General features: G+C 72.1%; 23 protein-coding genes and 1 pseudogene. 6 read left to right on the top strand and 18 right to left on the bottom strand.

The window, feature by feature from the left end:
• The 5 genes from HPY23_RS26470 to HPY23_RS26490 all read right to left on the bottom strand — a co-directional run.
• Positions 1-720, bottom strand: a 720-nt coding sequence (locus HPY23_RS26470; protein WP_338101105.1) for a matrixin family metalloprotease, incomplete at its 3' end; no start/stop codon positions are given.
• 507 nt (positions 721-1,227) lie between these two features.
• Entirely contained in the window at positions 1,228-9,555 is an 8,328-nt protein-coding gene (locus HPY23_RS26475) for an ExeM/NucH family extracellular endonuclease (protein ID WP_200649700.1), read from the bottom strand.
• 285 nt (positions 9,556-9,840) lie between these two features.
• Positions 9,841-10,440 (bottom strand): TetR/AcrR family transcriptional regulator, encoded by a 600-nt coding sequence (locus HPY23_RS26480; protein ID WP_060849437.1) that lies wholly within the window; start codon positions 10,438-10,440, stop codon positions 9,841-9,843.
• The gene (locus HPY23_RS26485) at positions 10,437-10,925 is read right to left on the bottom strand and encodes a nuclear transport factor 2 family protein (RefSeq protein ID WP_091888595.1); all 489 of its coding nucleotides are present in this window, start codon (positions 10,923-10,925) and stop codon (positions 10,437-10,439) included. The genes HPY23_RS26480 and HPY23_RS26485 overlap by 4 nt, the downstream gene beginning before the upstream one ends.
• 65 nt (positions 10,926-10,990) lie before the next feature.
• Positions 10,991-11,947, bottom strand: a complete 957-nt coding sequence (locus HPY23_RS26490; RefSeq protein WP_244537631.1) for a hypothetical protein — start codon at positions 11,945-11,947, stop codon at positions 10,991-10,993.
• A gap of 188 nt (positions 11,948-12,135) precedes the next feature.
• Here HPY23_RS26490 and HPY23_RS26495 point away from each other — a divergent pair, with 188 nt between their 5' ends.
• On the top strand, positions 12,136-12,729 hold the full coding sequence (locus tag HPY23_RS26495) for a helix-turn-helix domain-containing protein (RefSeq protein ID WP_353954835.1): 594 nt from the start codon (positions 12,136-12,138) through the stop codon (positions 12,727-12,729).
• Positions 12,730-12,751: 22 nt separating this feature from the next.
• On the opposite strand, the gene HPY23_RS26500 is transcribed toward HPY23_RS26495, so the two are convergent.
• Entirely contained in the window at positions 12,752-13,048 is a 297-nt protein-coding gene (locus tag HPY23_RS26500; RefSeq protein WP_060847681.1) for a hypothetical protein, read from the bottom strand.
• Positions 13,049-13,381: 333 nt separating this feature from the next.
• Here HPY23_RS26500 and HPY23_RS26505 point away from each other — a divergent pair, with 333 nt between their 5' ends.
• Positions 13,382-13,714 (top strand): hypothetical protein, encoded by a 333-nt coding sequence (locus tag HPY23_RS26505; RefSeq protein WP_060847680.1) that lies wholly within the window; start codon positions 13,382-13,384, stop codon positions 13,712-13,714.
• A 275-nt stretch (positions 13,715-13,989) separates the two neighbouring features.
• On the opposite strand, the gene HPY23_RS26510 is transcribed toward HPY23_RS26505, so the two are convergent.
• Positions 13,990-14,145, bottom strand: a complete 156-nt coding sequence (locus tag HPY23_RS26510) for a hypothetical protein (RefSeq protein WP_167543926.1) — start codon at positions 14,143-14,145, stop codon at positions 13,990-13,992.
• A 358-nt stretch (positions 14,146-14,503) separates the two neighbouring features.
• On the opposite strand from HPY23_RS26510, the gene HPY23_RS26515 reads away from it, so the two are divergent.
• Entirely contained in the window at positions 14,504-14,695 is a 192-nt protein-coding gene (locus HPY23_RS26515) for a hypothetical protein (protein WP_060847679.1), read from the top strand.
• Here the strand turns inward: HPY23_RS26515 and HPY23_RS26520 are convergent.
• From HPY23_RS26520 to HPY23_RS26560, 9 genes are all read right to left on the bottom strand, one after another.
• A complete protein-coding gene (locus HPY23_RS26520; RefSeq protein ID WP_060847678.1) occupies positions 14,671-15,360 on the bottom strand; it encodes a response regulator transcription factor in 690 nt (229 codons plus the stop codon). The two genes, HPY23_RS26515 and HPY23_RS26520, sit on opposite strands and share 25 nt — an antisense overlap.
• Entirely contained in the window at positions 15,357-18,125 is a 2,769-nt protein-coding gene (locus tag HPY23_RS26525) for a sensor histidine kinase (RefSeq protein ID WP_091888593.1), read from the bottom strand. The genes HPY23_RS26520 and HPY23_RS26525 overlap by 4 nt, the downstream gene beginning before the upstream one ends.
• Positions 18,122-18,730 carry a K(+)-transporting ATPase subunit C gene (locus HPY23_RS26530; RefSeq protein WP_091888591.1) on the bottom strand — a complete coding sequence of 203 codons (609 nt, stop codon included), beginning with the start codon at positions 18,728-18,730 and terminating at the stop codon, positions 18,122-18,124. Before HPY23_RS26530 ends, HPY23_RS26525 begins: the two co-directional genes overlap by 4 nt.
• A 30-nt stretch (positions 18,731-18,760) precedes the next feature.
• Positions 18,761-20,890 carry a potassium-transporting ATPase subunit KdpB gene (gene kdpB, locus HPY23_RS26535; protein ID WP_091888589.1) on the bottom strand — a complete coding sequence of 710 codons (2,130 nt, stop codon included), beginning with the start codon at positions 20,888-20,890 and terminating at the stop codon, positions 18,761-18,763.
• 309 nt (positions 20,891-21,199) lie between these two features.
• Positions 21,200-21,385 (bottom strand): hypothetical protein, encoded by a 186-nt coding sequence (locus HPY23_RS26540; RefSeq protein WP_091888587.1) that lies wholly within the window; start codon positions 21,383-21,385, stop codon positions 21,200-21,202.
• A 3-nt stretch (positions 21,386-21,388) separates the two neighbouring features.
• On the bottom strand, positions 21,389-23,107 hold the full coding sequence (gene kdpA, locus HPY23_RS26545; RefSeq protein WP_091888585.1) for a potassium-transporting ATPase subunit KdpA: 1,719 nt from the start codon (positions 23,105-23,107) through the stop codon (positions 21,389-21,391).
• 11 nt (positions 23,108-23,118) lie between these two features.
• Complete coding sequence (locus HPY23_RS26550; RefSeq protein ID WP_099905332.1) at positions 23,119-23,208, bottom strand: K(+)-transporting ATPase subunit F; 90 nt, start codon at positions 23,206-23,208, stop codon at positions 23,119-23,121.
• Positions 23,209-23,458: 250 nt separating this feature from the next.
• Positions 23,459-23,710, bottom strand: coding sequence for a hypothetical protein (locus HPY23_RS26555; RefSeq protein WP_139234994.1), 252 nt, complete (start codon positions 23,708-23,710; stop codon positions 23,459-23,461).
• 168 nt (positions 23,711-23,878) lie between these two features.
• The gene (locus tag HPY23_RS26560; RefSeq protein WP_060847672.1) at positions 23,879-24,190 is read right to left on the bottom strand and encodes a polyhydroxyalkanoic acid system family protein; all 312 of its coding nucleotides are present in this window, start codon (positions 24,188-24,190) and stop codon (positions 23,879-23,881) included.
• A gap of 274 nt (positions 24,191-24,464) precedes the next feature.
• Between HPY23_RS26560 and HPY23_RS26565 the strand changes: the two genes are divergently transcribed.
• From HPY23_RS26565 to HPY23_RS26570, 3 genes are all read left to right on the top strand, one after another.
• On the top strand, positions 24,465-24,635 hold the full coding sequence (locus HPY23_RS26565) for a hypothetical protein (protein WP_165602076.1): 171 nt from the start codon (positions 24,465-24,467) through the stop codon (positions 24,633-24,635).
• The gene (locus tag HPY23_RS33650; protein WP_268926675.1) at positions 24,632-24,763 is read left to right on the top strand and encodes a hypothetical protein; all 132 of its coding nucleotides are present in this window, start codon (positions 24,632-24,634) and stop codon (positions 24,761-24,763) included. The genes HPY23_RS26565 and HPY23_RS33650 overlap by 4 nt, the downstream gene beginning before the upstream one ends.
• Before the next feature lie 200 nt (positions 24,764-24,963).
• A complete protein-coding gene (locus HPY23_RS26570; protein WP_091888583.1) occupies positions 24,964-25,377 on the top strand; it encodes a hypothetical protein in 414 nt (137 codons plus the stop codon).
• A 22-nt stretch (positions 25,378-25,399) separates the two neighbouring features.
• Here the strand turns inward: HPY23_RS26570 and HPY23_RS26575 are convergent, their stop codons facing one another.
• Positions 25,400-26,611 carry an ABC transporter permease gene (locus HPY23_RS26575; protein ID WP_091888581.1) on the bottom strand — a complete coding sequence of 404 codons (1,212 nt, stop codon included), beginning with the start codon at positions 26,609-26,611 and terminating at the stop codon, positions 25,400-25,402.
• Positions 26,608-26,850, bottom strand: a pseudogene (locus tag HPY23_RS26580) (ABC transporter ATP-binding protein); the annotation flags it as partial. The pseudogene HPY23_RS26580 and the gene HPY23_RS26575, both read right to left, overlap by 4 nt.

Here is a 26,850-nt window from a genome sequence, read left to right on the forward strand (position 1 = left end):
GTGGTTGACGCCGTCCCCGGTGGTCCAGTTGGTCCCGGTGATCGGGCTCGGATAGTTCACCGGCTCGTGCGGGTTGAAGTACGACATCAATGTCGAGGTTTCGTTGTCGTAGGGCCCGTATTGCTGGCTGACCGTATTGGTGTTGTTGTAGGGACCGCCATGGCCGAGCCCGAGGGAGTGGCCCACCTCGTGAATCACGGTGCCGGCACCGTAGCCGGTTCCACCGCCCTGGAAGTCGTTGAACGAGCCGAACGGATCGTTCCCCCGCGGGGTCTCCGTCATGTCGAGGGAGATCAGCGCCGCCCCGTCGGTGGGCGGCGTGATCACGCTCGAACCGACGGCGTGGGGCGTCGAGTACGTCTGCGTGTAGGCCCTGCTGTCGGTGTTCCGGGTGAACCCGATATTCGCGTCGGCCACCGAGGTCGTCTGCTGGAACGAGATGTTGGCCACCGCCGACCACATGCTCAGGCTGCCGGCGAGGGCGGCCTGCTCGCCGGCGGTCCATTGCGAGGCCGGGTCGAAGATGTACTTCAGGGTCCCGCCGCCCGTCCCGGCCGCGTTGACCGGACCCCAGTGGAACTGAGTCGACGCCGTATCGTAGGTGTCGGGATTGTCGGCGTTGTACGTAGCAAAGGCCGGACTTGCCAGGGTCCCATCGGCGTTCACGCCCGACAGGTACGTGACCTCCTGTTCGCGTGTCGTCCCTACGACGCTCGCCATGGTGTGCTACCCCCGAATTATGCTTGGCGCGAAAAGTCGACGGATCGCCAACGGGCCGTAGGTGCTGCCGCGGCCCGTGCGATCCTTACGTCAAGTGTGCTACTGCACGGTCGCAAAATGCAACGCTCCCTTGCGCTGCAAACGCAGGTCCCGTCGTCTCGAGACCGGGGGAATCGGTGATCGGTTGCCGGCTGTTGTGGGCCTGCCACACCGGCGGCACGGCTCCTGCGGCTCCGGGCCCTGCGCCGGACCGGGGAAAGCGGGCGATGCGGGCCGCCCGATCGGAGATCGCGTGCCGGATCGGGCGAGGAGGCAGGATGCGAAGCAGCGCCGAGGTCCCGCCTACCCTCGTCCGGAGGCGCAGGAGGACGGGCGGCAGGGGACGTCGGGCGGGCTCTCGGCGGGACATCTCGGGACGGGCCCGGTCGGCAACCGTCCCCGAGGACGCAAAAAGGCCCGCGCGGCGGGTGCCGCGCGGGCCTTTCTCATGCGGTGGCGTCCGAAGAACTACCCGACGGTGCCGTAGCCGAAGGTGGTGTCGCCCGGGGCCGCGCGGCCCTCGAGCGCGCCGTATTGCAGGTAGTGCAGCATCGGGTCGACCTGCGCCCGCGCCACGTCGCCGTTGGCCGCCAGGTAGGCCGTGGTGTCGAACGCCTTCGACGGGTCGCGCCCCTCCTTCCAGCCGTAGAGGTCGTAGTGCAGCAGCGGGTCGACGCCCGCCGCCTTCACGTCGCCATAGGCGTCCAGGTAGCCCTTGGTGTCGAACACCGCGTTGGGGTTGCGGCCCTCCTTCCAGCCGTAGAGCTGGTAGTGGTCGTAGGCGAAGGCGAACGGATCGCGGCCCGAACCCGTCGCCGCCCGCGCCACGTCGAGGTTCGACAGCAGGTAGTACTCGGCGTCGAAGCCCGGATGCCCGCCGAGGTCGGCGGTCCTGCCGATCGCGGCAAAGGTCTCGCGGCCCTCGCCCTGGCCGTAGAGGAGGTAGTGCGCGAGCGGGTCGACGCCGGCGGCCTTCACGTCCGGGTTGCGGGCGAGGTAGAGCTCGTTGTCGAAGGCGGCGGAGGGGTCGCGGCCCTCCTTCCAGCCCGCCTGGTCGTACTGCTCGAGCGGGTTCTGGCCCGAGGCGCGCACGGCCGGGTTGGCGGCGAGGTAGCCGGTGGTGGAGAACAGCGCGTTGGGGTCGCGGCCCTCCTTCCAGCCGTAGAGGGCGTAGTGCGCGTCGGCGTCCTGGCCGGCGGCGAGGACGTCCTTGTTGGCGGCGAGGTAGAACAGGTCGTCGACGAGGGGCGCGCCGTCGCCGGTGACCACGGTGGCGTCGGTGAACTGGTAGCGCTCGAAGCCGGCGACCCGGTCGCGGCCCTCCGGCCCGGTGATCAGCGTGTAGGCGCCGTCGCGGGTGACGGTGGCGTCGGCGAGCCGCGAGCCGAACACCAGGGTGTCGGTGCCGGCGCCGCCGCTGATGATGTCGTCGTAGGGCGTGCCGGTCAGCGTGTCGTTGCCGTCGGTGCCGGTGCGCACGACGCCGCGGGCCAGCACCGTGTCGCCGCGGGTGGCGAGGTTCTGGATCCGGGTGTCGCCGGCCGGATTCGTGTCGGCGGTGCCGTAGGGCGTCGAGGCGTGGAAGGCGCGCAGGTACTCGGCCATCGCGTCCTGCTCGGTGCCCTGCGCGGCGAAGGTCGCGGTGTTCGGCAGCGAGCGGCCGGGCGTGGCGGAAGCGAGCGCCACCTTGTTCTCGCCGTAGGCCGGGAAGGGATAGTTGTCGCCGCCCAGGCCCGGCGCGGTCGAGGTGCCGGTCGCCAGGAAGTCGAGGGTGACGGTGCGGATGCCGCGGTTCGGGTCGCCGACGATCTGGCCGTTCTGGACCAGGGTGTCGGTGATCCGGCCGTTCTCGTCGACGATCGCCGCGTTGAGGATCCGCTGGCCCTCGCGGGTGACGGTGCCGTTGGCGTCGAGGGTCTGGGCGGTCTTGCCGGCGTCGAACGAGAAGCTCAGGCCCCCGATCTGCGGGAACTGCCCGGGCGTCGCACCCGAGGCGGTGGCCGAGACCGCGTGCTCCAGGATCCGCTTCATCTCCAGCGCCGAGACCGTGGTGACGGCGAGCGCGTTGTTGAAGCGCAGCGAGTTCGTGACGTCGAGCTGCGAGATGTCGCCCGACTGCTTGCCCGCGGAGGGGTTGGCCGCCGGGGGCAATTCGGCGGTGCCGCCGCCCGCGGTCGAGAACGAGCCGATCGAGTCGCGGATGCCGCCGCCGTTCTTGATCGAGACCGCGACCGAGGCATCGTACTGCTTGGCGTACCAGAGGTTGGCATCGGCGGAGAGGTCGCCGAGGTTGGTCTCCTCGGTGCGGACCTCGCCGCGGCGCCCTTCGAGGTAGACGCTGGTGCGGCCCAGGATGTTGCCGTCCTGCTGGCGGATGATGTCGGCGACGCCGGCGGTCTCCTGGATGCCGTCGTTGTTGACGTCGAGGCCCTCGATCATTTCCCTGACGAGGTAGCCCTTGGTGCCCGGCGCGAAGGCCGCGTCCTTCGAGCCCCAGAGCTGCGCCACGCTGGTGTCGTCGACCGCGACCGCGCCCGAGTTCTGCGGCGTGATCGAGTCGCGGATGACGTTGCCCTGGTCGTCGAAGGTGACGGTCAGGCGGCCGACATACGAGTACTCGGAGGCGGTGTTGATCAGCGCCAGGGTCTGGCCCGAGGCGTTGGTGAAGAATTGCGGGTAGGCGCCGCCCGACACGTCGCCCGGCAGCAGCCGGTCGTTGGAATCGGAGAGTAGGGTGTGCGAGCCGCCGCCGATCAGCACGTCGACGTTGCGCAGGAGCGGGGCCAGCGCCTGCTCGTTCGACAGCTGCTGCAGGTGGGTGCCGACGATGACCTTGTTGAGGCCCGGGTTGGCGGCGAGCACCCGGTCGACCTCGGCGTTGATCTGCTGGGCGAGCAGCGCGATCTCGTCGCGGCCGGTGAAGCCGTCGAGCGTGACGTTGCCGAGCGTGGTCAGCAGCGGCTCGAGCTGGGTGGTGGCGCCGATGAAGGCGATCTTCTCGCCGTTCTCGGTGATGATCGTCGACTTGGCGATCTTGTCGGCGCCGGTGCCGGTCTGGGTCGAGGCTGGGCCGGTCTCGGCGAAGCTCGCGGCGTCGCCGTCCTTATGGACGAGGCCCGACAGCGCCGATTCGCGCGAGAAGTTCAGGTTGGTCGAGAGGTAGGGGAATTGCGACCCGACCCAGGTGTCGTCGGAAGCACCCGGGGCCGAGCCGAGATTGGCCCCGATGATGTTGGCGACTTCCGTGGGCCCTGAATCGAACTCGTGGTTGCCGAACACCGCGGCCTGGACGCCGATGATGTTCTGGATCGTGATGTCGGCCCGGCCCGGCGAGGCGGTGAGCTTGCCGTAGGCGTTGGCGCCCGACAGCCCGTAGAGCTGGTTGTAGACGCCGTTATAGGTCGCGTTCAGCTGCGGGTCGGCGCCGGCGATGAAGAACGGGCTCGGGATCCAGCCGTCGCCGGTCGAGAGCGTGATCGAGTTCGGGGTCGCGTCCTCGAGCTTGTCGACGATCGCCGCGAAGTTCGGCGCGCGCTGGGTCGCCAGGAGGCCGGCCTCCCAGTCGGAGGCGTGCAGGATCTGGAGCGTGTAGGTCATCGGGGCGGCCTGCTGGGTGGTGAAGTCGAGCTGGTCCTGGGCGAGGCCCGCGAAGGCGTTGCCGGCCGTGTCGGTGACCGCACCCTTCGGCACGATCACGTCGTAGGCGGTGCCCGCCTTGAGGTCGGCGCTCGGGTCGATCGTCACGGTGTCGCCCGCGATCGCGACCTGGGCGGCGTCGGAGACCGCGAGGGTGCGGGTGTCGCCCGCCCCGTCGGTGATCGTGATCGAACCGGTGCCGGCCTTCACCGCCTCGCTGAAGCGCAGGGTGATGGTGGCGCCCGTCGCCACGCCGGTGGCGTTGTCGGCGGGCGTGGCGGCGAGGAGCGTCGGGGCGGTCCGGTCGAGCTTGAGGCCGACCAGCACCGGGTCGTGGTCGGATTCGCGCGCCGCGACGCGGCCGTCGAAGTACGAGGGCGAGCGGCCGAAATCGAGGTTGTAGTCGATCGCGTCCGCCTCGTCGGCGTTGACGTGCCACTCGGTCACGCCGGTCACCTGGCCGTTCAGGCTCGGGGTGGCGAAGGCGTGGTCGAGGGCGCCGTAGGCCCCGTCGAAGACGTAGGAATACGGGTCGGCGAGGCGGTCCTCGGCGAGGTTGGTGAAGCCCCCGGCCTTGATCGTGTCGAGGGCGTCCTCCTTGAGATAGGCGTTGAAGTCGCCGAGCAGGATGATGTCGGAATCCTGCGTGCCGGTCGGCTTCGTCGCCACCCACTCGGTCAGCGCCTTGGCGGCGAGCTCGCGCTGCTGCTGCCAGTTGCCCTGGCCGTCGCCCTGGTCGGCATCCGCGCCGGTGCCGGTGCCGCTCTTCGACTTCAGGTGGTTGATGACCGCGGTGAAATCCTCACCGCTGGCGATCTCGTGGAACGTCACCGCGAGGGACGCGCGGCTTGTATTCACCCCGTTGAAGAGGTGGCCGGTCGTGCTCTGCTGCAAGAGCGCCGGATCGATCCGCGCCACGTCCGCATCGTCGAGCTTCTCGATCGTGGTGTCGAGCGCGACGCCGACCTTGCCCGGCTTGTAGATGAAGCCGACCGCGATGGCGTCGCCGCCGAGGAACTGGCCCTGGTCGAGCTGGCTGCCGGGGTTCACGTAGGCGTAGGTGCCGGCCCCGGCCCGGGCGTTGAGCTGGCCCACCAGGTATTCGAGCGCGTTGCCCGGGTTGCCGGGCTGGAACTGGTTCTCGAGTTCCGTGAGGCCGAGCACGTCGGCCCCGGTGCCGATCAGCGTGGTGACGAGCTTCTCGGTCTGGCGCGCCAGCTCCTCGCTCGTGTTGGCGCCCCGCGGCTGCTGGCCGATCGCCGTCGTCGCGCTCGCCGTGCCGGTGAGCGTCGTGAAGTAGTTGAGGACGTTGAGGCTGCCGACCTTCAGCGTGCCGCCGACCGCGTCCGGCGCGCTCGGGCGCGGATTGGCCTTGGTGACGCCGTTCGTGCCGTCCTCGATCGACCGGACCCGGAAGGCGCCGGTCGGGCCGAAGCCGAGCGTGCCGGTGAGCCCGGTGATCGTGTCGCCCATCCGCGGGGCGGTGGCGGTGGAATAGGTCGGGCCGAACCCGTCGAGGCTCTCGATCGGCAGATTCTGGCTGTTCGATCCGTCGTCGTAGGTGATCGAGCGCGCCGCGGTCTGGGCGAGATAGGCGGCGTAGGCGGCCGCATTCGGCTCGAAGGCGTTGGTGTAGGTCTCGGGCCGCCCGCCCGCCGCGAGGCGGATCTCGTTGAAGCGGTCGAGGTTGAACTGCTCCGAGATCGTGAGGGTCTGGGGGAAGCGGACCAGCATCCCCTCGTAGCGCTCGAGGTCCGGCTGCGCCGTCGTGCCGGTGCCCAGCACGCCCGCCGCCGGCAGGCTGACGTCGACCGCCTGCGCCTTGACCTCGGCGGCCGAGAGGGCGCCGGCCTGGACGACCTGGATGCCCGAGGCGGCGTTCACCGTGAGCTGCGTCTCGCCGTTGAACTCGGTGACCGTGCCGGTGACCCGGACCCGGTCGCCCTCGGTCACGTCGACGAGGCGGTTGCCGGTGCCCTCGTAGACGAACAGCCCCTCCGAGGTCAGCGGGTCGGCATCCTGGGCGGCCCTCTCCTCCTGCAGGTAGAAGCCGCCGAGGTTGCGCTTGGCATCCGCGTCGCCGTTCTGGAAGTCGCCGACGACGATCGCCTCGACCGTGACGGTCTGGCCGACGAGCGGGCTGGCGCTGCCGGTGCCCTGCACCGCCGAGATCAGGGTCACGTCGTCGTTGACGATGGTACCGGTGGCGGCGGCGTTGGCGGCCGCCACCGTGGCGGTGAGGCCGGCTTGGCTCGTGCTGGCGCCGGTGAGCTTGAGCGCGAAGGTCTCGCTCGGCTCCGGCGTCGCGTCGCCCTGGACGGTGACGGTGACGACCGCCGAGGCGGCGCCCGCCGGGATCGTGCCGGTGACGGTGAGCGGCAGGGCCGGGCTGCCGGCGAAGTCGTCGGAATTCGCCGGGTTCGTGCCGGAGCCGGAGAGCTCGGCCGTGAAGGCGACGGTGCCCAGCGTGCCGTTCGAGCGCTGGACCGTGAAGCTGAAGGTCGTGGTGCCGCCATGGCCCTCGGGCCGGCTGACGCTCAGCGAGTCGGGCGCGAAGGAGACCTCCTGCGTCGCGCCCTGGGGCAGGGCGGCGTAGAGGGTGGCGCCGCCATTCGCCACCTCGTTGGCCGAGACCACGAGGTTGGTGCCGGTCGGGTTGCGGTCGGCCGGGATGAAGGTCAGCACCTCCGGGCCGAGATCGGCGGGCGAACCGGCGAGCGGCGGCACGTAGGACACGTAGTTGGCGTTCGCCGGGTCGGTCACGTCGTAGACCAGGATGCCGCTCTGGCGCTCCAGGCCGACGAAGGCGTAGATGCGCCCGTTCACCGCGCCGACGGTGATGCCCTCGGGCTCCGGTCCCTTGTTGTCGGAGCGGTCGTCGGGGGTGGCGGCGGCGGTCTGGTCGTTGTTGAACCGCTCCGGCGCGATCCGGGCGAAGATCTTTTCGAACTCGCCGCCGGTCTCGCGCACCTTGGTGATCGTGCCGTCGGCGTTCTGGCGGAAGATCGAGATGCCGCGGCCGCCGAGCGTATTGAGCTGGTCGATTACCCCGTCGCCGTCGGTGTCGCCGGTGCGCAGGAGCACGTTGAGCCGGGCATAGGCCGGGTCGGATTTCAGCGCCTGGAGCGCCGGGGTGAGGCGGGCATTCGGCACCGCGCTCAGGCGCGCGACGTCGTTGGCGTCGTCGGCGCCGCCGATGACCCGCTGGTCGCCCTCGTTGGCGGTGACGAAGTAGGTCGCCCCGCCGGTGGTGAACGACGCGACGCTGTCGGGCTGGAGCAGGCCGTAGATCGGGGTGCCGGCGGGCGTCGCGGCGATGCGGATCGAGGCGGTGCCGTTCGGCCCGTCGCGGTCGGAGGCGTCGAACTCGTTGCCGGCGAGCGCGTGGTTGACCGCGCCGAGCGGCTGGATCGCGATCGGCGCCGTGCCGGGATTGGTCAGATCGATCACCGCGACGCCGTTCACCTCCTGCAGGGTGACGTAGGCGAAGCGGTTGTCGGGCGAGATCGCGATGTATTCGGGCTCGATGTCGGCGGACGCCGCCTTGCCGGGCGTGATCGCGAGGCCGCGGGCGCGCAACGTCGCCTCGGACCCGTCGAGCCCGGAAAAGCCGACGGTCGTGGCGACGGAGGCGCCGGCCGCGCCCCCCGAGACGTCGATGATCGAGACGCTGCCGACCGGGTTGCTGGCCTGGCTCGCCTGCTCGCCCTCGTTGGCGACGAGGAGGCGGCTGCCGTCGCGGGTGAAGACGATCTGGTCGGGCCCGACCCCGACGGCGAGCGAGCGCTGCAGCGTGCCGTCGGCGGTAAACAGCGCGACGCGGCCGGGCGCGTCCCCGGTCGCATTGGCATAGGCCACCGCCACGAGGCCGTTGACCACCGCGACCGAGTTCACCGCGCCGTACTGCTCGAGGCTGGAGAGCAGGATCTCGCCCGTCTTGCGCAGGGACCCGGCGGCGTCGAGGGCGACGATCTCGATCCGGTTCTCGTTGGTGTTCTGGACGTAGAGCCGGCTGGTGGTCGAATCGTAGGCCACCACCTCGGCATTCGGCGCGATCGTCGTCGCGGTGTCGTTGGTGGTGGCGTAGGCGCCGAGCCGCACGAGCTGGAGCGCGTTGGTGGCACTCGGCGGGGTCGTGGCGGTCGCGCCCGACAGGCCCTGCAGCGAGGGCGCGGCGTCGAAGATCGCCGTGCCGCCGATCCGGGTGCCGGTATCGTCGTTGAGGATCGTGCCGGTGCCCTGGCCCTTCGCCACGGTCGCGCCCGCGACGTTCGCGACGTTGACCGTGAAGGTCTCGGTCGGCTCCACCACCGTGTCGCCGGTGATGTCGACCGCGAAGGTGGCGCGGGTCTGGCCCGCCGCGATGGTCTGGCGGGTGAGGCTGCGGGCGGCGTAGTCGCTGCCGGCCGTCGCCGTGCCGTCCGCGGTGGCGATGTCGAAGGTCACGCCGCCGGCGGGCGCGGCGGCGCTCAGCGACACCGTGAAGGCGAGCTGCTTCGTGCCGGAATCGCCCTCGGCCGCCTGGACGTCGTCGATCGACAGGGTCGGCAGGGGTTGGGCGGCGGTCACCGCGAAGGGGGTGTAAGCCGCATCCCCGACCCGGGTGGTGTTGTTCTGGGTCCAGGACGAGGGCGTGCCGACCGAGGCCAGGATCTGGTCGCGGGTGCCCGCGGTCGCGCCGGCATAGCGGCCGTTGGCGGAGGGCAGGGCGACGGCGGTCTGGCCCGGCGTCAGGCCCGGCGGCAGGGCCGAGGTGCTGGCGCTGGTGGCGTTGGCGGCGAACGCCGTGCCGCCGTCGGCGAAGTTGATCGCGTACAGGAAGGTCGGGCTCGCGGCCGTGCCCTGGTAGGCCAGGATCTGGTCGCCCGAGGCGTTGAGCGCGAAGTTCTGCGCCGTGAACGCGGGAGAGTTGGTGCCGGCGGCGGCGCTGTCGGTGGTCGGGCGGATCACCGTGCCGGCGGCGAGCGCCGAGGGCGCCGTGTAGGTGTAGGTGCCCTCGCCGGTGCGGAACGCGTTGGCGCTGGAACTCCAGCCGTTGTCGGTGAAGCTGATGGCCGTGCCGGCCTCGACGTCCCGCAGCACCACGAAGGCGAAGTCGTCCGGGTTGGTGGCGTCGTAGCCGACGATGGCGATGTCGCCGGCGGCAAGCGTGGTGGCCATGGGTTCCAGTGTCTCCGGGCGCGCGGGAGCGGCGGCGGGCCCGGACCGGGCGCCACCGTTCGGCGCGAAGCTGTTAGGGCTTGAAGAGTCAGGGACGCGCAGGAGGCACCGGGCTCACCCGCGATCGTTCGACGTGTCGGACCGGATGGGGCGGGGCGGCCTTGTTGCAGCTTGTTTCAGGCTGGTTTCGGTCTGTAAGGGGGTTTTGCGACAGCGCTGTGAAGGTTGGCGGCCGCCCCGGTACCGCGGACGGGGCGCGCGGCGTCCGTCCGGTCGGCCGGTCCCTCAGGAGAGCGGGGCCGCCCCGTGCCCGCGGCACTCCGCGGCGGTCGCCGCCTCCAGCCGCGCCGCGAGCCGCGCGAGGGTGCGCCCGAACAGGCCCGGATCCTGCAGCGCGCTCGCCGTCACCAGCGCGCCCTGGATCGCCGTGACGGTCTCCTCGGCGAGATCGCGGGCGGGGGCCTCGGCCACCCCGGCCCGGGTCAGCGCGGCGGCGACCGCGTCGCGCCAGGCGGCGAAATAGGCGTCGATGCGCCGGGCGAAGGCATCGCGGGTGGCCGAGAGCGCGAAGGCGCCGACGAGGCAGATCCGCCGCCCCGAGCGGAAATAGGCCTCCGTCTCCGCCAGCATGGCGCGTAACGCCGCCGCCGGGTCCGGGTCCTCGCGCAGGGGGCGGAACATCCGCGCCTCGAACCACGCCTCGATCTCGGCGAGCACGGCGGCGGCCATCTCCTCCTTTCCGCCGGGAAAGAAGTGGTAGAGGCTGCCCTTGCCGAGCCCGGTGCGGCGGGCGATCACCGACAGGCTCGCCCCCTCGTAGCCGTGCTCGCGAAACGCCTCCGCCAGGAGCGGCAGGACCGCCGCGCGGGTCTGCGGGCGCGTCAGAGCCCCAGCTCCGTCAGGCCGGGATGGTCGGCCGGGCGCGGGCCCGAGCGGTCCCAGCGGAAGAGGCGCTCGCCCTCGGTGATCGCCAGGTCGTTGATGCTGGCGTGGCGCACCGCCATCAGGCCGTTCTCCGCGAACTCCCAGTTCTCGTTGCCGTAGGCGCGAAACCACGCCCCGGATTCGTCGTGGAACTCGTAGGCGAAGCGGACCGCGATGCGGGCGTCCGACCAGGCCCAGATCTCCTTGATCAGGCGGTACTCGTGCTCGCGGGCCCATTTGCGGGTCAGGAACGCCACGATGGCCGGGCGGCCCCGGAAGATCTCGGCCCGGTTCCGCCAGCGGCTGTCCGGCGTGTAGGCCAGCGCGACCTTGCCGGGGTTGCGGCCGTTCCAGCCGTCCTCGGCGGCCCGGACCTTCAGGAGGGCGGTCTCCCGGGTGAAGGGCGGCAGCGGCGGGCGGCTTTCGGAGACGGTGGGATCGGACATGACGGGCTCCCTCTCTGTACCGATCGGTAAAGAGCCGGCGGGCCGGGGTCAAGCGTGCGGCGCGGTCAGGCCCGGCACAGGCGGGCGAGGCGCGGGCCGGAGACCCGTCCGCGGGTGGTGCCGTCGGTGCGCAGGGCCTCGCCGGCGAGCGCGATCCGGGTCGGGTTCTCGATCAGGGTGTAGCGGGTGCGCCAGGCCGGCAGGCCGAACTGCACCGCCCACAGCCGCAAGGCCTCGCAGAAGCCGCGCCGCGTCCCGGGTCCGAACCGCAGGGGATCGAGCACCGGCGCGACCTCGGCGGCGCCGTAGGGCAGGGCGCGGAACCCCGCCAGCAGGCCGGGGCGGCCCTCCGCCAGGGCGAAGGCGGCGCTCGATTCGACGCCGAGCGCGCCGGCCCGGTCGGCCGGGACGGTCGCGAGGCCGAGGCTGACGGGCTGCTCGGTCAGCACCACCACGGCCCGGCCGGGCGCCCCGGACAGGTCGATCGCCAGCGGCCGGTAGCCGGCACCGGCCTCCCGCGGCGCGGTGTAGACGAGGCCGATCAGGTCGAGGGTGGCGGCCGAGCCCGGGACCCGGTCGGGATGGGCGGTCCAGCCGATGAGCCGCTCGCGCTGGGCGGTCCGCTCGGCCGTCACGTCGGGGACCTGGATCTCCTGGTCGGCGAGGGTGCCGCGGATCGCGACCGGCCCGGCCTCGGCGGCGCAGACGGGGCAGGGGCGCTCGGCGGCTTGCGGCTGGGCCTCGTCGATCCAGGGCCGCCGGGACGGCGAGGCGGGCGGGCCCGGCATCGTGCCCTGCGACAGGGGCGGGGCCGGCGCCTGGGCCGAGGACGTCTGGGCCGGGGACGCCTGGCCGGGGGAGCTATTGCCCGCCTCGCTCGCCGGGCGCGCGCGCAGGAGCCCGATGCGCGGGTCGAGCACCGCGATCACCGCGAACGGAATGGCGACCGCCGCGAGCGCCGCCAGGCCGAGCCCCCATCGCCCGCTTCCGTCCCGCACGCTCACCCGCCCCGCTGCGCGCACCCACGGCGCGATCCGGTCATTATGCACCCGATCGTAAGGAAAGTGCATCCGCGGCAAAGACTTAGACGAAAAACCTGGGGATGGCGCCCGGGAGGGCTTGCCGAGCGGCCCCGCCCCCTGTCCCTGCGGCATCCGTCCGGTCCGGCAGGACGGGTGCCGGCCCGCCCGAAAGCCCCTATGGTGGCACCATGACGATGCCCGACCCGACGCCGCCGGTGCCCGCGCCCGACCCGACCGACGGGCTCGCGCGCCGGCTGCGGCTGGAGCGGGAGGCGCGGGGCTGGTCGCTCGGCGACCTGGCGGCGCGTTCCGGCGTCTCGAAGGCGATGATCAGCAAGGTCGAGCGGGCCGAGGCGAGCCCGACCGCCGTGCTGCTCGGCCGGCTCTCGGGCGCCTTCGGGCTCACCCTCTCGACCCTGCTCGCCCGGGCCGAGGGGGAGACGGGCCAGCTGCGGCGCGCCGCGTCCCAGCCGGTCTGGGTCGACCCGGCGACCGGCTACCGCCGCCGCCAGCTCTCGCCGTTGATGGGGGAGCATCCCCTCGACCTGACCGAGGTCGAGCTGCCGGCCGGGGCCGAGATCGCCTATCCGGCGGCCTCCTACGCCTTCCTGCGCCAGATGATCTGGATGCTCGACGGCACCCTGACCTTCCGGGAGGGCGAGGCTGTCCACGTTCTCGCGGCCGGCGACTGCCTGGCGCTGGGCGCGCCCGCCGAGTGCGTCTTCGCCAACCGGAGCGACCGGCCCTGCCGCTACCTCGTCGCCGTCGCGCGGCAGCGCTGAGGGAGCCGCCGGCGCCGGAGGCTCATGCCGCGCGACGGGCGAGGAAGGTCCGGGCCTCGGCCCCGCCGCGCAGGAAGCCGTAGACCAGCACCGGCCAGCAGAAGAGCAGCACCGCCATCGGCGCCGACATCTGCCAGCCGACGATCGCCCCGACGATGCCGGCCGCCGAGCCGACGAAGCGGAAGTAGAACACCGGCACCGCGACCACGAGGCCGAGCAGCACCGGCACCCCGAGCGCCGCGGTCAAGCCCGCCTGCACCGCCAGGAGGTTGGTCACGCCCATGGCCAGGAACACCAGGAAGGCGGCTATCTGCATCATCGGTCTCGCGCTCCGGTCCCTTGCGATTCGTGCAGGCCACGAAAGACAGGCGAGCATGGCTTTTTGTGGGGCGCCGGCGCGGCGGCGGCCGGGTCGCCCACCGAAACCGGCGGAAACGGAATAATTTCATCCATTTTGGCTCTTACAGAGAATAGAATTTTCGAAACGCCAATCAAACCGAAGTCGGCAAAGCGTATTTAATCCCGAGATTCGCCCATCGACCGTCGTACATGTGCGCGAGCGCACAGGGATCGTCGAGGGCACAACCTAGATCCGGCTTCGAGCGGCGGCGCAATCCCGGCGACCGGCCGCGCATGACCGACGAGATCGACGATGACGAAGACCACCCTGCTCCTCGCCGGGGCGACCCTGCTCGCCGCGACCGCGGCCTCGGCCCAGTCGGCGAAGGAGATCTACAGCTACAAGGCCCCCTCCGGCATGTTCAGCGAGGGCACCACGAAGTGGGACATGTACCGCTTCATGGCGGTCGACCACGAGCAGCAGGAGCAGCGCGAGGCGGCCGCGGCCCGGGCGGAGGCCGACCGCACCGCCTCGGTGCCGTCCCCCGCGGTGGCGGGCCGGCCGGTCGCGCATTCCCGCCTTGCGCATTCCCGTTTCGCCCATTCCCGCCTTGCTCACGCCCGCGCGCAGTCCGTCCGGCCTTGAGGGCCCGAGCCGGGCGGGACGGCCCTTCTGCCACACCCGGACGCGTCCCACTTTTGCCTAACCGTGATGTACCTCGCCAACCGGATCGGCTCGGATAAGATTTCCCCCAGTGCGGATACGAGAAGATCCGCCGATGCTGCAATGCAAAAAAGGCAGCGGGGGACGCGATGGATGCGAGATCACTGCTCGTCCAAGTTCAGTCCGACATCGGTGCGACGTGCGACAGGGCGGTCCGGCAGGCTTCATTGATCGCGGCGCGCGAGCGACAGGGATTGTCAACCGACCGCGAGCGGAATGTCCTGCGCGGCATCCGGGTATCCCTGGGTCTCGAATACCACCACGAGGCGGTGCTGCTGGGGCGGCTGGCCGGCGGCGAGGCGGGAGGCGATCGCGTCGACCGTCGTGCCGCGCCGGCCCGCCGCCGGTGCCATCGCGGGGTCGGGGGAGATTGCCCGCTGCCGATCCCCTGCTGCGCGACGCTGGCGGCGACCCTGACGTCCCGGTCGCCGGCGGGCGCCGCCCGGCGCTGACCGGCCTTCCGGCGGACGGCGCGATTCGGACGGGAGTGCTTCGGGCACAGGGGTAGTTCGGGGTGAGGGCGATTCGGGCCGGGGTGACCCGGACGGGCACCGGACCGCGCCGGCCACCCGTGCTCCGGTGCCACACCCGCGAACCGGATCGCCGCCGGCGCCCTCCGGCGGGCGCCACCGCCCGGGGCGGTGTGGCGCCGGAGCACTGGCGTTCGCCGCGGCCCCGGCGGTCTTCTCCCACGGCAAGATCGGAGAGCTCATGCCCGTACCTGCCCTGCTGCCCGCCGCGTCGGACGCGCCGCTCCTCCTCCACCTCGCCGGGTCCCTGGCCTTCGTGGCCGCCGCGGGACGGGGCATCGGCTGGGCCCTCGACGCCTGGGTGCGCCGCGCGCCCTCAGCGCCCGCCGTCCCGGCCGAGCGTCCGCCTCAGTCCGGCGCCCGCATCCGGTAGCCGACCCCGGTCTCGGTCAGGATGTAGCGCGGGCGCTCGGGCTCCGGCTCGAGCTTCTGGCGCAGCTGGCGCACGTAGACCCGGAGGTATTGCGGGTCGGCGGCGTTGCCCCACACCTCGCGCAGCAGGTGGGCGTGGGTGAGCACCTTGCCGGCATGGTGCACGAGCAGACGCAGCACGTCGTATTCCTTGGGCGAGAGCTTCACCTCGCGCTCGCCCACCCGGACGATGCGGCGCACGAGGTCGACCGAGAGCTCGCCGGCCCGGAAGACCGGGCGCTCGCCGCCGACCGCGAGCTGGTGGCGGAGCGCCGTGCGCATCCGGGCGAGCAGTTCGTTCATGCCGAAGGGCTTGGTGACGTAGTCGTCCGCCCCGAGATCGAGCGCCTCGACCTTGCCGGCCTCGTCGTCGCGGCTCGACAGCACGATCACCGGCAGGTCGGGCTTCAGGCCCCGGATCTGCGCCAGGAGGTCGTGCCCCTTGATGTCCGGCAGGCCGAGATCGAGGATCGCCAGCGCGATGTCCTCCCGGCTGAGGAGGTCGAGGGCGGTGCGGCCGTTCTGCGCCTCCACGACCTGGTAGCCCTGGCTGCCGAGGCCCACGCGCAGGAGCTTGCGGATCGGCGGCTCGTCGTCGATCACCAGGATGCGGGGGTCGTTGGTCACGCGGCGGCGTCCTCCTGGGCGGCGCGGGGCACCGGGAAGGTCAGGGTGAAGGCGGCGCCCGGGCAGGGGAACCCGTGCCGGTCGCCCCGGGTGCGGGCGGTGATCCGCCCGCCCATCGCCTCGACGAAGCCGCGCGAGATGGCAAGGCCCAGGCCCGTCCCGGCCCGCACCCGGTCGCGCTTCCTCACCCGGTAGAAGGTGTCGAAGATCCGCTCCTCGTCGCCCTCCGGGATGCCCTCGCCCTCGTCGAGGATCCGCACCCGCACGACGTCGTCCCCATCCTGGGTTTCCTGCCAGGCCTCGATCCGCACCAGGCTGCCCTCGGGGGCGTACTTGGCGGCGTTGTCGAGGAGGTTGAACAGCACCTGCTCGGTCAGCACCGCGTCGAGGCGCAAGGGCGGCAGGCCGGCGCCGAGAGCCAGGGCGACCCGGTGATGCGCCAGGATCTTGTCCGCCCGCTCGAGCGCCGTCGCGACGATCTCGGCGAGGTCGTGGGGTGCGAGGTTCGGGGCGAGCGCCCCGGATTCGAGCTTCGTCATGTCGAGGAGGTTGGCGATGAAGCGGTTCAGCCGCTCGGCCTCGTCGATGATGGTCGCGAGCAGTTCGCCCTGCCCGTCGCGGTCGAGGGCGTCCCCGAGGTCGCGCAGGGTCGTGGCCGAGCCGAGCACCGCGGCGAGCGGCGTCTTGAGGTCGTGCGAGAGCGACGACAGCAGGGCTTGGCGCAGGCGGTCGGTCTCGGCCGAGCGGCGGGCGCGATCGAGGTCCTCGACCAGGTGGACCCGCTCGATGGCGAGCGCCCCCTGGTCGGCGAGCGCGTCGAGGAGCCGGCGCTGGTCGGGGGTGAGGAGCGGCCCCGGCTTGTCGCCGTCGAGCCCGACCACTCCGACCATGCCGCGGCCGGTGCGCAGGGGCAGGAAGAGGCGTTTCGCTCCCGGCAGGGTGTCGGCGCCCCGCCCCGCCGGGCGGCCGTGGTCGAAGGTCCATTTCGCCGCCGCGAGATCGGCCTCGTCGAGCTCGTCCTCCGGGGGATAGCCGGCCATCACCGTGACGGTGCCGCCCTGCGGCAGGAGCAGCACCACCCGCAGGCGCAGCATCAGGGCGATCTGGTAGGCGGTGGCCCAGAGCACGTCGTCGAGGGTGCCGCAGCCGGCGAGCTTGCGCGAGAAGCCGTAGAGCGCCTCGGTGGCCTTGCTGCGGGTGCGCGAGATCGTCGCCTCGGCCCGCGCCCGCGCGGCGAGGTTCGAGACCACCACCGCCACCAGGGTGAAGAAGAACAGGGCGACGACGTTGGTGGGGTCGGCGATGGTGAAGGTGTAGAGCGGCGGCAGGAAGAAGAAGTTGTAGGCCAGCGACGCCGCCACCACGGTGACGAGCGACGGGGCGAGCCCGAAGCGCACCGCCACCGCCACCACGGCGGTGAGGAAGACGAGGTCGGTGCTCTCGTGGCCGAGGGAGGGCTGGAGCGCGAGGCCGAGGCCGAGCGCGCCCGCGACCGCGGCGAGCGCCGCCGCGTAGGGCAGGAGGCCGGGCCGGGGCGGGGCGGCGGTGCGCACGCCCTTGTGGGGGGCCGGCGCCCCTGCCGCCTCCTCGCCCGCCACGACGTGGACGCTGATCGAGCCGGAGCGGCGCAGGAGGTCGTGCACCACCGAGCCGTTCAGGAGCTCGAACCAGCGCGAGCGGGTCGACTTGCCGATCACCACGTGGGTGACGTTGTGCTCGCGGGCGAAGGCGACCACGTCGTCGGCGATGCGGCCCTGGCTCGGCAGGGTCGCGGTCTCTCCGCCCAAGCGCTCGGCGAGCCGGAGCGTATCGGCGATGCGGTCGCGCTCGGCCTCGCCGAGCTGAGCGCTGCGCCGGCTCTCGATGGTGAGCGCGGTGAACGGCGCCCGCAGCCGGTCGGCGAGGCGCTTGGCGGTGCGCACCAGCCCGGCCGAGCGCGGATCTTCGCTGACGCAGACCAGCACCCGCTCGCCCGCCGCCCAGGGGCCGGGAATCGCGTGGGCGCGCATGTGGGTGACGAGCTGGTCGTCGACCTGCTGGGCGGTGCGGCGCAGCGCCAGCTCGCGGAGCGCCGTCAGGTTGCCGGGAGAGAAGTAGTGCTTGAGCGCCCGCTCGGCCTGGCGCGGCAGGTAGACCTTGCCCTCCTGCAGGCGCCGGATCAGGTCGTCGGGGGAGAGGTCGATGACCTCGATGTCGTCGGCCCGGTCGAGGATCGAATCCGGCACCGTCTCGCGCACCCGGATCCGGGTGATCTGCGCCACCACGTCGTTCAGGCTCTCGACGTGCTGGATGTTGAGGGTGGTGTGGACGTCTATGCCGGCCTGGAGCAGCTCCTCGACGTCGAGGTAGCGCTTGGGGTGGCGCGAGCCCGGGGCGTTGGTGTGGGCGAGCTCGTCGACCAGCGCCAGCTGCGGCTTGCGGGCCAAGAGCCCGTCGAGGTCCATCTCGTCGAACGTGCCGCCGCCATACGCGACCGTGCGGCGGGGCAGCACCGCGAGCCCGGCGACCAGGGCCTCGGTCTCGGGCCGGCCGTGGGTCTCGACCACGCCCACCGCCACGTCGACGCCCTCGCGCACGCGCGCATGGGCCGTCGTCAGCATCTCGTAGGTCTTGCCGACCCCCGGCGCGGCTCCCAGGAAGATCTTCAGGCGCCCGCGCCCGGGCGCCTCCCGGCGCGCCTGCGCCAGGAGGGCGTCGGGCGAGGGCCGCAGGCCCTCGCGCAAGGGCCGCAAGCCCTCGCCCGAGGGACGGGACGTGTCCCTCATCGGGCCTGCTGGACGTCGAGGGCGCGGTTGAGGGCGAGCACGTTGACCCGGCGCTCGCCGAGGACACCGAGGCTCGGCTCCTGCACCTGCCCGGCGACGAGGGCGCGCAAGCCATCCTCGGAGATGCCGCGGGCCTTCGCCACCCGGGGCACCTGGAACAGGGCGGCCTCGGGCGAGACGTCGGGATCGAGCCCCGAGCCCGAGGTGGTGACGAGGTCCTGCGGCACCGGGTCGGTCGGGTTCTCGGCCTTGAGAGCGGCGAGGTCGGTCTTCACCCGGTCGATCAGCGCCGGGTTGGTCGGCCCGAGATTGGCGCCGCCGGAATTGGCGGCGTTGTAGGGCGCCGCCACGGTCTTCGTGGAATCGGCCGGATCGGGCGCCACGGTCGCCGAGGGGCGGCCGTGGAAGTAGCGCTCGCTCGTGAAGCTCTGGCCGATCATGGCGGAGCCCACGAGCGTGCCGTCCGCATTGCGGATCAGGCTGCCCTCGGCTTGCGCCGGGAAGAGCCGCCCGGCGATGCCCGTCATGGCGAGCGGGTAGGCGAGGCCGGTGACGAGGGTCAGGCCGGTGAGGAGCACGAGGGCGGGGCGGAGGTGCCGGAGCATGGCGTTCTTGTCCGTTCGAGCCGAGTTCGATCAGGCGAGGTGGAGGGCGCTCACGGCGAGATCGATCACCTTGATGCCGACGAACGGCACCAGGATCCCGCCGAGACCATAGATCAGGAGATTGCGCCGCAGCAACGCGGCGGCGCCGACGGCGCGGTAGCTCACACCGCGCAAGGCGAGCGGGATCAGCGCCACGATGATCAGCGCGTTGAAGATGATCGCCGACAGGATCGCGCTCTGGGGCGAAGCGAGCCCCATCACGTTGAGGGCCTGGAGCTGCGGGTAGAGCCCGACGAACATCGCCGGGATGATGGCGAAGTACTTCGCTACGTCGTTGGCGATCGAGAAGGTGGTCAGCGCACCCCGCGTCATCAGCAGCTGCTTGCCGATCTCGACGATCTCGATGAGCTTGGTCGGGTCGGAATCGAGGTCGACCATGTTGCCGGCCTCGCGGGCCGCCACCGTGCCGGTGTTCATCGCCACGCCGACATCGGCCTGGGCGAGCGCGGGCGCGTCGTTGGTGCCGTCGCCGCACATCGCCACGAGCTTGCCCTGCGCCTGCTCGCGCCGGATCAGCGCCAGCTTGTCCTCCGGGGTGGCCTGGGCGAGGAAGTCGTCGACGCCGGCCTCCGCGGCGATGGCGGCCGCGGTCATCGGGTTGTCGCCGGTGATCATCACCGTGCGGATGCCCATCCGGCGCAGCTCCGCGAAGCGCTCCCGGATGCCGCCCTTGACGATGTCCTTGAGGTGGACGACGCCGAGCAGCTTGCCGTCGCGGGCGACCGCCAGCGGCGTGCCGCCGGCCTTGGCGATCTCCTCGGCGATGGCCCGGATCTCCTGGGCGGCCATCGCGTCGAGGCGGGGCTGGATCACCCGGGCGGTGGCCTCGCGCCCGACCGGCGCGGGGGCCGCCTCCAGGCTGGCGATCACCGCCTCGACCGCGCCCTTGCGGATCGAGGAGCCGTCGAGGTCGATGCCCGACATCCGCGACTGCGCGGTGAACGGCACGAAGGTGGCGGCGAGGCTTCCCATGTCGCGGGCCCGGATGCCGTGCGCCTCCTTGGCGAGCACCACGATCGAGCGGCCCTCCGGCGTCTCGTCGGCGAGCGAGGCGAGCTGGGCGGCGTCCGCCAGCGTGCCCGGGGTGACGCCGCGGACGGGTCGGAACTCGGTCGCCTGGCGGTTGCCGAGCGTGATCGTGCCGGTCTTGTCGAGAAGCAGCGTATCGACGTCACCCGCCGCCTCGACGGCGCGGCCCGACATGGCGAGCACGTTGAACCGCACCAGCCGGTCCATGCCGGCGATGCCGATCGCCGAGAGCAGCGCGCCGATCGTGGTCGGGATCAGGGTGACGAAGAGCGCCACCAGGACCGCGAGCGGGATCGCGCCGCCGGCGTAGGACGCAAAGCTCGGGATCGAGCCGACCGCGAACACGAACACGATGGTGAGGCCGGAAAGCAGGATGTTGAGCGCGATCTCGTTGGGGGTCTTCTGGCGCGAGGCGCCCTCGACGAGTGCGATCATCCGGTCGATGAAGGTCGAGCCGGCGGCGGCCGTGATCCGCACCCGGATCCAGTCGGAGAGCACCTGCGTGCCGCCGGTCACCGCCGAGCGGTCGCCGCCGGATTCGCGGATCACCGGCGCGGATTCGCCGGTGATCGCCGCCTCGTTGACAGAGGCGATGCCCTCGATCACCTCGCCGTCCGACGGGATCACGTCGCCGGCTTCCACCAGCACCACGTCGCCGACCTTGAGGCCGGCGCCCGGCACGGTCTCGTAACCGCTGCGTGGGCCGCCGGGAGCGGCCGCGGGGCCGGAGAGCAGCTTCGCGGTCGTCTCGGTGCGGGTGCGGCGCAGCGAATCGGCCTGCGCCTTGCCGCGGCCTTCCGCCACCGCCTCGGCGAAGTTGGCGAACAGCACGGTGAACCAGAGCCAGAGGATGATCTGGCCGGTGAACATCAGGTCCTGCCCGCCCGAGATCAGGTCGCGGACGAACAGCAGGGTGGTGAAGGCCGCCACGACCTCGACCACGAACATCACGGGGTTCTTCACCATCTGGCGCGGGTCGAGCTTGGTGACCGCGCCGAGGAGCGCGGGCCCGATCAGGCCGGCGCTCAGCAGGGAGGATTTCGGGAGGGAGGATTTTTGGGACTGGGCCATGATCCTGGGATCCGGATGAAGGCGGGAAAGTGAGGGGTTCGGCGGCATTTGCCGCAGAACCAGGCATTGATGAGTCAAATTTCGAGCAGGAAGGCCGCTGAGCTTTAGTCAAACAAGTCGGCTTTGGACCCGCCATGTCCCTCCCGCGACCTCATCCTGAGGTGTTAGTCGATCTTCGATCGACTGACCTCGAAGGAGGGCTCCAGATGTCGCAAGGACTTCTGGAGCCCTCCTTCGAGGCTGCCGCGAGCGGCAGCACCTCAGGATGAGGTCGTGGGTTGGGATGAGCCCTGTTCGCTCTGACTTGTTTCACGGCGCGAGCGCCGCGGCCCCGAGCATGACCGCCGCCCAGATCGCGCCGGAGCCGAGGAGCGCGAGGCCGGTGAGCGCCAGGACGATGTCGCAGGGCCGCAAGGCGGAGCGGTCGTGGCGCGGGCCCGAGCGCGGCCGGTGCCGGGACAGGCCCCGGCGGATGCGGTCGGCGTGGGTGGTCATGGCTCAGCCCCCCGCCGCCGCGAAGGTCTGGCCGGCCGCCCCGGCCAGGTGCTCGACGATCGGTCCCAGCGCCAGCGACGGGAAGAAGGTCAGGCCGCCGACGATCAGGATCACCCCGACGAGGAGGCCGACGAACAGGCCGCCATGGGTCGGGAAGGTCCCGGCGGAGGCCGGCAGGGTCTTCTTCGCCGCGAGCGAGCCCGCGATGGCGAGCGCCGGGATGATGACGAAGAACCGGCCGACCAGCATCCCGAAGCCGAGCGTCAGGTTGTAGAACGGCGTGTTGCCCGAAAGCCCGCCGAAGGCCGAGCCGTTGTTGGCCGCCGCCGAGGTGAAGGCGTAGAGGATCTCGGTGAAGCCGTGCGGACCCGCATTGGCGGGACCCGCCAGGCCCGCCGGCAGCACCGTGGCGAGCGCGGTGAAGCCGAGCATCATCAGGGGCAGGCAGAGGATGGCGAGCATCGCCATCTTGACCTCCCGGGCCTCGATCTTCTTGCCGAGATATTCGGGCGTGCGCCCGACCATCAGGCCGGCGACGAAGATCGCCACCACCACGAAGACCAGCATGCCGTAGAGGCCCGCGCCGACGCCGCCGACGATGATCTCGCCGAGCTGCATGTTGACGAGCGGGATCAGGCCGCCGAGCGCCGTGAAGGCGTCGTGCATGGCGTTGACCGCGCCGCAGGAGGCGGCGGTGGTCACGACCGCGAACAGGGCCGAGCCGGGGATGCCGAAGCGGATCTCCTTGCCCTCGAGGTTGCCGCCCTGGAGCCCGAGCGCGTTCAGCAGCGGGTTGCCGGCGCCCTCCGCCGCGTAGGTGATCGCGACGCCGGCGAGGAACAGCACGCCCATCGCGGCGAGGATCGCCCAGCCCTGGCGCTCGTCCCCGACCATGCGGCCGAACACGTTGGTGAGCGCGGCGCCGAGTGCGAAGATCGACACCATCTGGATCAGGTTCGACCAGGCGGTGGGGTTCTCGAACGGGTGGGCGGCGTTGGCGTTGAAGAAGCCGCCGCCGTTGGTGCCGAGCATCTTGATCGCCACCTGGCTCGCCACGGGCCCGAGCGCGATGGTCTGCTTGGCCCCCTCGAGCGTCGTTGCCTCGGCGTAGGGCGCGAGCGTCTGCGGCACGCCCTGCCAGACCAGGAACAGCGTGTAGACGATGCAGAGCGGCAGCAGCACGTAGAGGGTGCAGCGGGTCAGGTCGACCCAGAACGAGCCGACCGTGCGGGCCGAGGCCCGGGCAAAGCCCCGGATCAGCGCCACGGCGAGCGCGATGCCGGTCGCCGCCGAGAGGAAGTTCTGGTGCGTCAGCCCCAGCATCTGCGACAGGTAGGAGAGGGTGCTCTCGCCGCCGTAGTTCTGCCAGTTGGTGTTGGTGACGAAGCTCGCGGCGGTGTTGAAGGCGAGGTCCGGCGCCACCGCGCCCTGGTCGGCGGGGTTGAACGGCAGGAGGTTCTGCAGCCGCAGGATGCCGTAGAGCAGGGCGAAGCCGGCGGCGTGGAAGACCAGCATGGCGCCCGCGTAAGCCAGCCAGTGCTGCTCGTGGGTCTCGTCGATGCCGGCCAGCCGGTAGAGGCCGCGCTCGATCGGGCGCAGCACGGGCGAGAGGGGGGTGGAGGCGCCGGTGAAGACCCGGGTCATGTAGAGACCGAGCGGCTTCACCAGGGCGAGGACGATCGCGCAGAACAGCGCGACCTGGAGCCAGCCTGAGAGCGTCATGGGGGTGCTCCTCAGAACCGCTCGGGCCGCACGAGGGCGTAGGCGAGGTAGGCGAGCAGCCCGAGGGTCATCAGGCCGCCGAGCCCGTAATCGAGGGTCATCACGGGCCTCCTCACAGGCGTTCGCACAAGGAGACGTAGCCGAGCGACAGGGCGAAGAAGCCCAGGCCGGCCGCCAGCATCAAAAGATCGAACATGGGGTATCCCCGTCGGGCGGCGCGGGGACGACGGGCGCCGCCGCATCGAACCGGGCCGCGCGCTGCGGCCCCGACACCGGAGATCCTCCCGATCGCGTAGGGATTCGAGAGGGGACGGGGCGCCCCGCCATAAAGGCGGCATAAAGATCGCGGGGTCAGGCTCGGTCGGCGGGGCACCTGGCGGCGCGAACCGCCTCCTGCAGGCCGGGGCAGGCGTGCTCGGCGCCGCGGCAGGCGGAATGCAGGGCGAGGCGGTCGATCCGGAGCACGCAGGTGGTGCCGTGGCGAAAGCCCCGGACGGGAAAGCCGCAGAGCCGGCAGGCGGCCTGCACCCGGCACAGCGCCGGATCGGGCGGCGCGACGCCCCGCGGAAGGCGGCGGGCTCGCCGGCCCTGACTCGATACCATCACGACCACCCCGGGCGACGCTGCTGCGCATCGCGGGGTTCTGGGATCGGCTCCGGGAAAGGAACAAGGCGGGCGGACGGCCCGGATTATCAAGATTCCATCAAGGCCGGGGAGGCGCGGGTTGGGCCCGCCGACCGTCCGCGACCGTCAGGTCGCCGCCTGCGACCGTCAGGTCGCCAAGAGCTCGCCGCCCTTCTCGGCGATGACCTGCCGCACCTTGCCGGAGAAGACCCCGAGCAGCAGCGGCAGGTGGACCTCGACGCGGGCGGCCTCGTCCTCGACCGCGATGGTGCCGCTGACCGACTGGCCCATGGCGCCGACCTGGAAGCCGAGGGTGTCGCCGGTCCAGACCGGGTCCTGCATGGTGAGGCCGGCCTTCTGGACGAGATCCCGACCCTGGCCGATCCGGGCATCGATGCGCCGCCGTGCCTCGCTCCGACCGAGCTGGTGGGGAATCACGACAACCAGGGGTTTCGCCATCACCGTCTCCACGGGCCGCCGCGCCCCTTCGCGGGAGGCGCATCCGGGCATCATGCCCCGGCGGCATCGAATCTCTGCGGTTGAATTTTATCAGGACGGTCGGGAATTCAATCGGTGGCGACCGCGGAGGGTTAAGGAATGTGGCAGGGCCGGTCCCGACCGGATGTCCCGCCGAATGTTCGCTCGCGGATGCTGGGCAAGCCCGCCGGCCTGGCGTAGAGGGGCGGGGAGCGGCGCGGGCTGGCGCGCCCCGCGAACGGAGGCCGGTCGTCACGTGATCGAGCGGGGAATTCTCGGCGCCGTCGCCGTGTGCATCGCGGCCACGGCCGGCCTGTGGCTGCTCGCGATGCCGGACGAGCCGGTGCGGGCCCTGCAGGACGGCCTCGGGGCCGCGGCGCTCGCCACCATCATCGCGGGCGCGGCCGTCCGGCGCTCCTCCGAGTGAGCGACGACCGCCGGACGGCCCTGGCACGGCTCGCCCGGCTCTCGACCCTCGCCCGGCCCCTGGCGCGCGGGTGCGTCGCGCTCCTCGTCGCCGTCGCGGTGCTGTGGCTCGCGTTTCACCTGCGCTGAAGCAGGCCTGCGCTAGAGCATTTTCCGACGAAGTGGATACCGGTTCGTCGCAGAAAATGCGGTAAACACAAATACTTAGAGAGCTTCGCGATTGCAGCGCGATCGTGAAGTGCTCTCAAGCCGATCCCCGCTTGCGGTAGCTGTCGCACCGGCGGATCGGGACTGCTAAGCTGGCGGCGCCCGAACCCGGACGAAACCCGATGCGTCTCTCCCTCGCTTCCCTGCTGATCCTCGGCGCGCTCGCCGTCCCGGCCCACGCCCAGACGACGGCCCCCAACCCGTTCAGCCCCGGCGCGCCCAAGCCGAACCCGGCGCCGCCGCCGAACCCGCCCGCCATCCCGGCCAAGCCCGCGGCGCCGGCCGCGCAAGGCCCCGCCGGCACGGCGCCCGCCGGCAATGCCGCCGCCCCCCGCGCGCCGGCCGCCGGCGCGGTCTATCCGACGGCGGTCGCACCGAAATACGCCAAGGAGTCCCCGGGCAGCGCCCGCCAGCACACCTGCCTCGACCAGTACAACGCCAACAAGGCGGCCGGCGGCGCCGGCAACGGCGGCCTCAACTGGATCGAGAAGGGCGGCGGCTACTATTCCGAGTGCAACAAGCGGCTGAAGGGTTGACGCCGGCGGGGAGGCACCGACCTCACGCCCGCGCCGGCCCGGGGGCCGGCCGCGCGGTGAGCGCCAGGGCCGCGCCCAGGCCTGCGGCGGCGAGCCCCGCCAGCACGGCCCAGGCCGGCCAGGCGCCGCCGGCGCCCTCGGCCAGGGCCGCCTGGTAGGCCTCGATCGCCCAGGCGTTCGGGGTGAACCAGCCGAGGCTCTGGAGCCAGGGCGGCATCAGGAAGCGCGGCACCATGCTGCCGCCGACCGCCGAGAGCAGCAGCACCCCGAAGGTCGAGACGAGGTGGGCCTGCTGGCGGGTCCGCGCCGCCGCGCAGGCGGCGAGCCCCAGGCCCGCCGCCATGGCGGCGACCAGCACCCCGGTGACGAGCCAGGCCACGACGTGCGGGCCGACCGAGACGCCGTAGACCAGGGCGGCGGCCGCGAAGATCAGGCCGCCCTGGGCGGTGCCCTGGAGCACCAGGAACAGGAACTTGCCGAGCACCACCACCGGCAGGCCGCCGGGGGCGGCGGCGAGGCGGTCGGCGAGGCCGGACTGGCGCTCCTCGACCAGGGACAGGGCGCCCTGCATCGCGGCGAACATCAGGAACACCGCCGCGATCGCCCCGGCATAGTAGGCGACGCGGGCATTGCCCCCGTCCGGCCCGCCATGCCCCTCGGCCGTCGAGGTCCGGGCGACCAGGGCGGCGAAGGAGAAGGCCTCCTTCTTCTCGCGGCTCTCGGCGAAGGCGCGGTCCAGGAAGGCGCGCTCGTCCGGGCCGATCTTGCCGGTGCGCTCGACGTCGGCGACGACCCGCGACAGCACCACGTCGGGCAGGGCCTCGTTGAGGACCCTCTGGACCTGGCCCAGCGCGATCGGGGTGGCAAGGGCGCGTGCCGGGCTCTCGACGACGAGGATCGGCGCGTCGGCCGAGGTGCTCCCGGCGGCGAGGTCGCCGCGCAGCACCAGGGCGACGTCGACCTCGCCCCGGCGCACCGCCGTCAGCGGGTCGCCGTCGAGGCGCGTCGTGCGCAGCGCCGGGTCGGCCTCGAGGGCGGCGACGAGCCGTCCGGTCGTGGCGGTGCGGGCCTGGTCGAGGAGCCCGACCTGGATGCGGATCCGCTCGCCGACGGCGCCGGAGAAGATCGCCGCGAAGACGCAGAAGATCACGGTCGGCAGGACGAAGGCCATCACCAGGGCGGCGCGATCGCGCCAGAGGGTGAGCAGCATCACCCGGAACGCGGCGACGATCATGCCACGGCCTCCACGGGGCGAAGGTCCGCCGGGGGTTCGCCCGCGGTCACGTCGCGGTAGAGCACGTCGAGCCCCGGCTCGCGCACCCGGATCTCCCGCACCGGCACGCCGTGGCGGCGCAGGTGGGCGAGGAGCGCCGCGCCGTCGCGCCCGCCCGCCACCGCGTCGCCGGCCCGCCTGTCGGTCTGCCAGACGAGCGGCGAGGCCGGATGGAAGCCGGCCTGGCGCAGGGCCGCCGC

The sequence above is a fragment of the Methylobacterium ajmalii genome (assembly GCF_016613415.1).
In the GTDB taxonomy this organism is placed as follows: Bacteria; Pseudomonadota; Alphaproteobacteria; order Rhizobiales; family Beijerinckiaceae; genus Methylobacterium; species Methylobacterium ajmalii.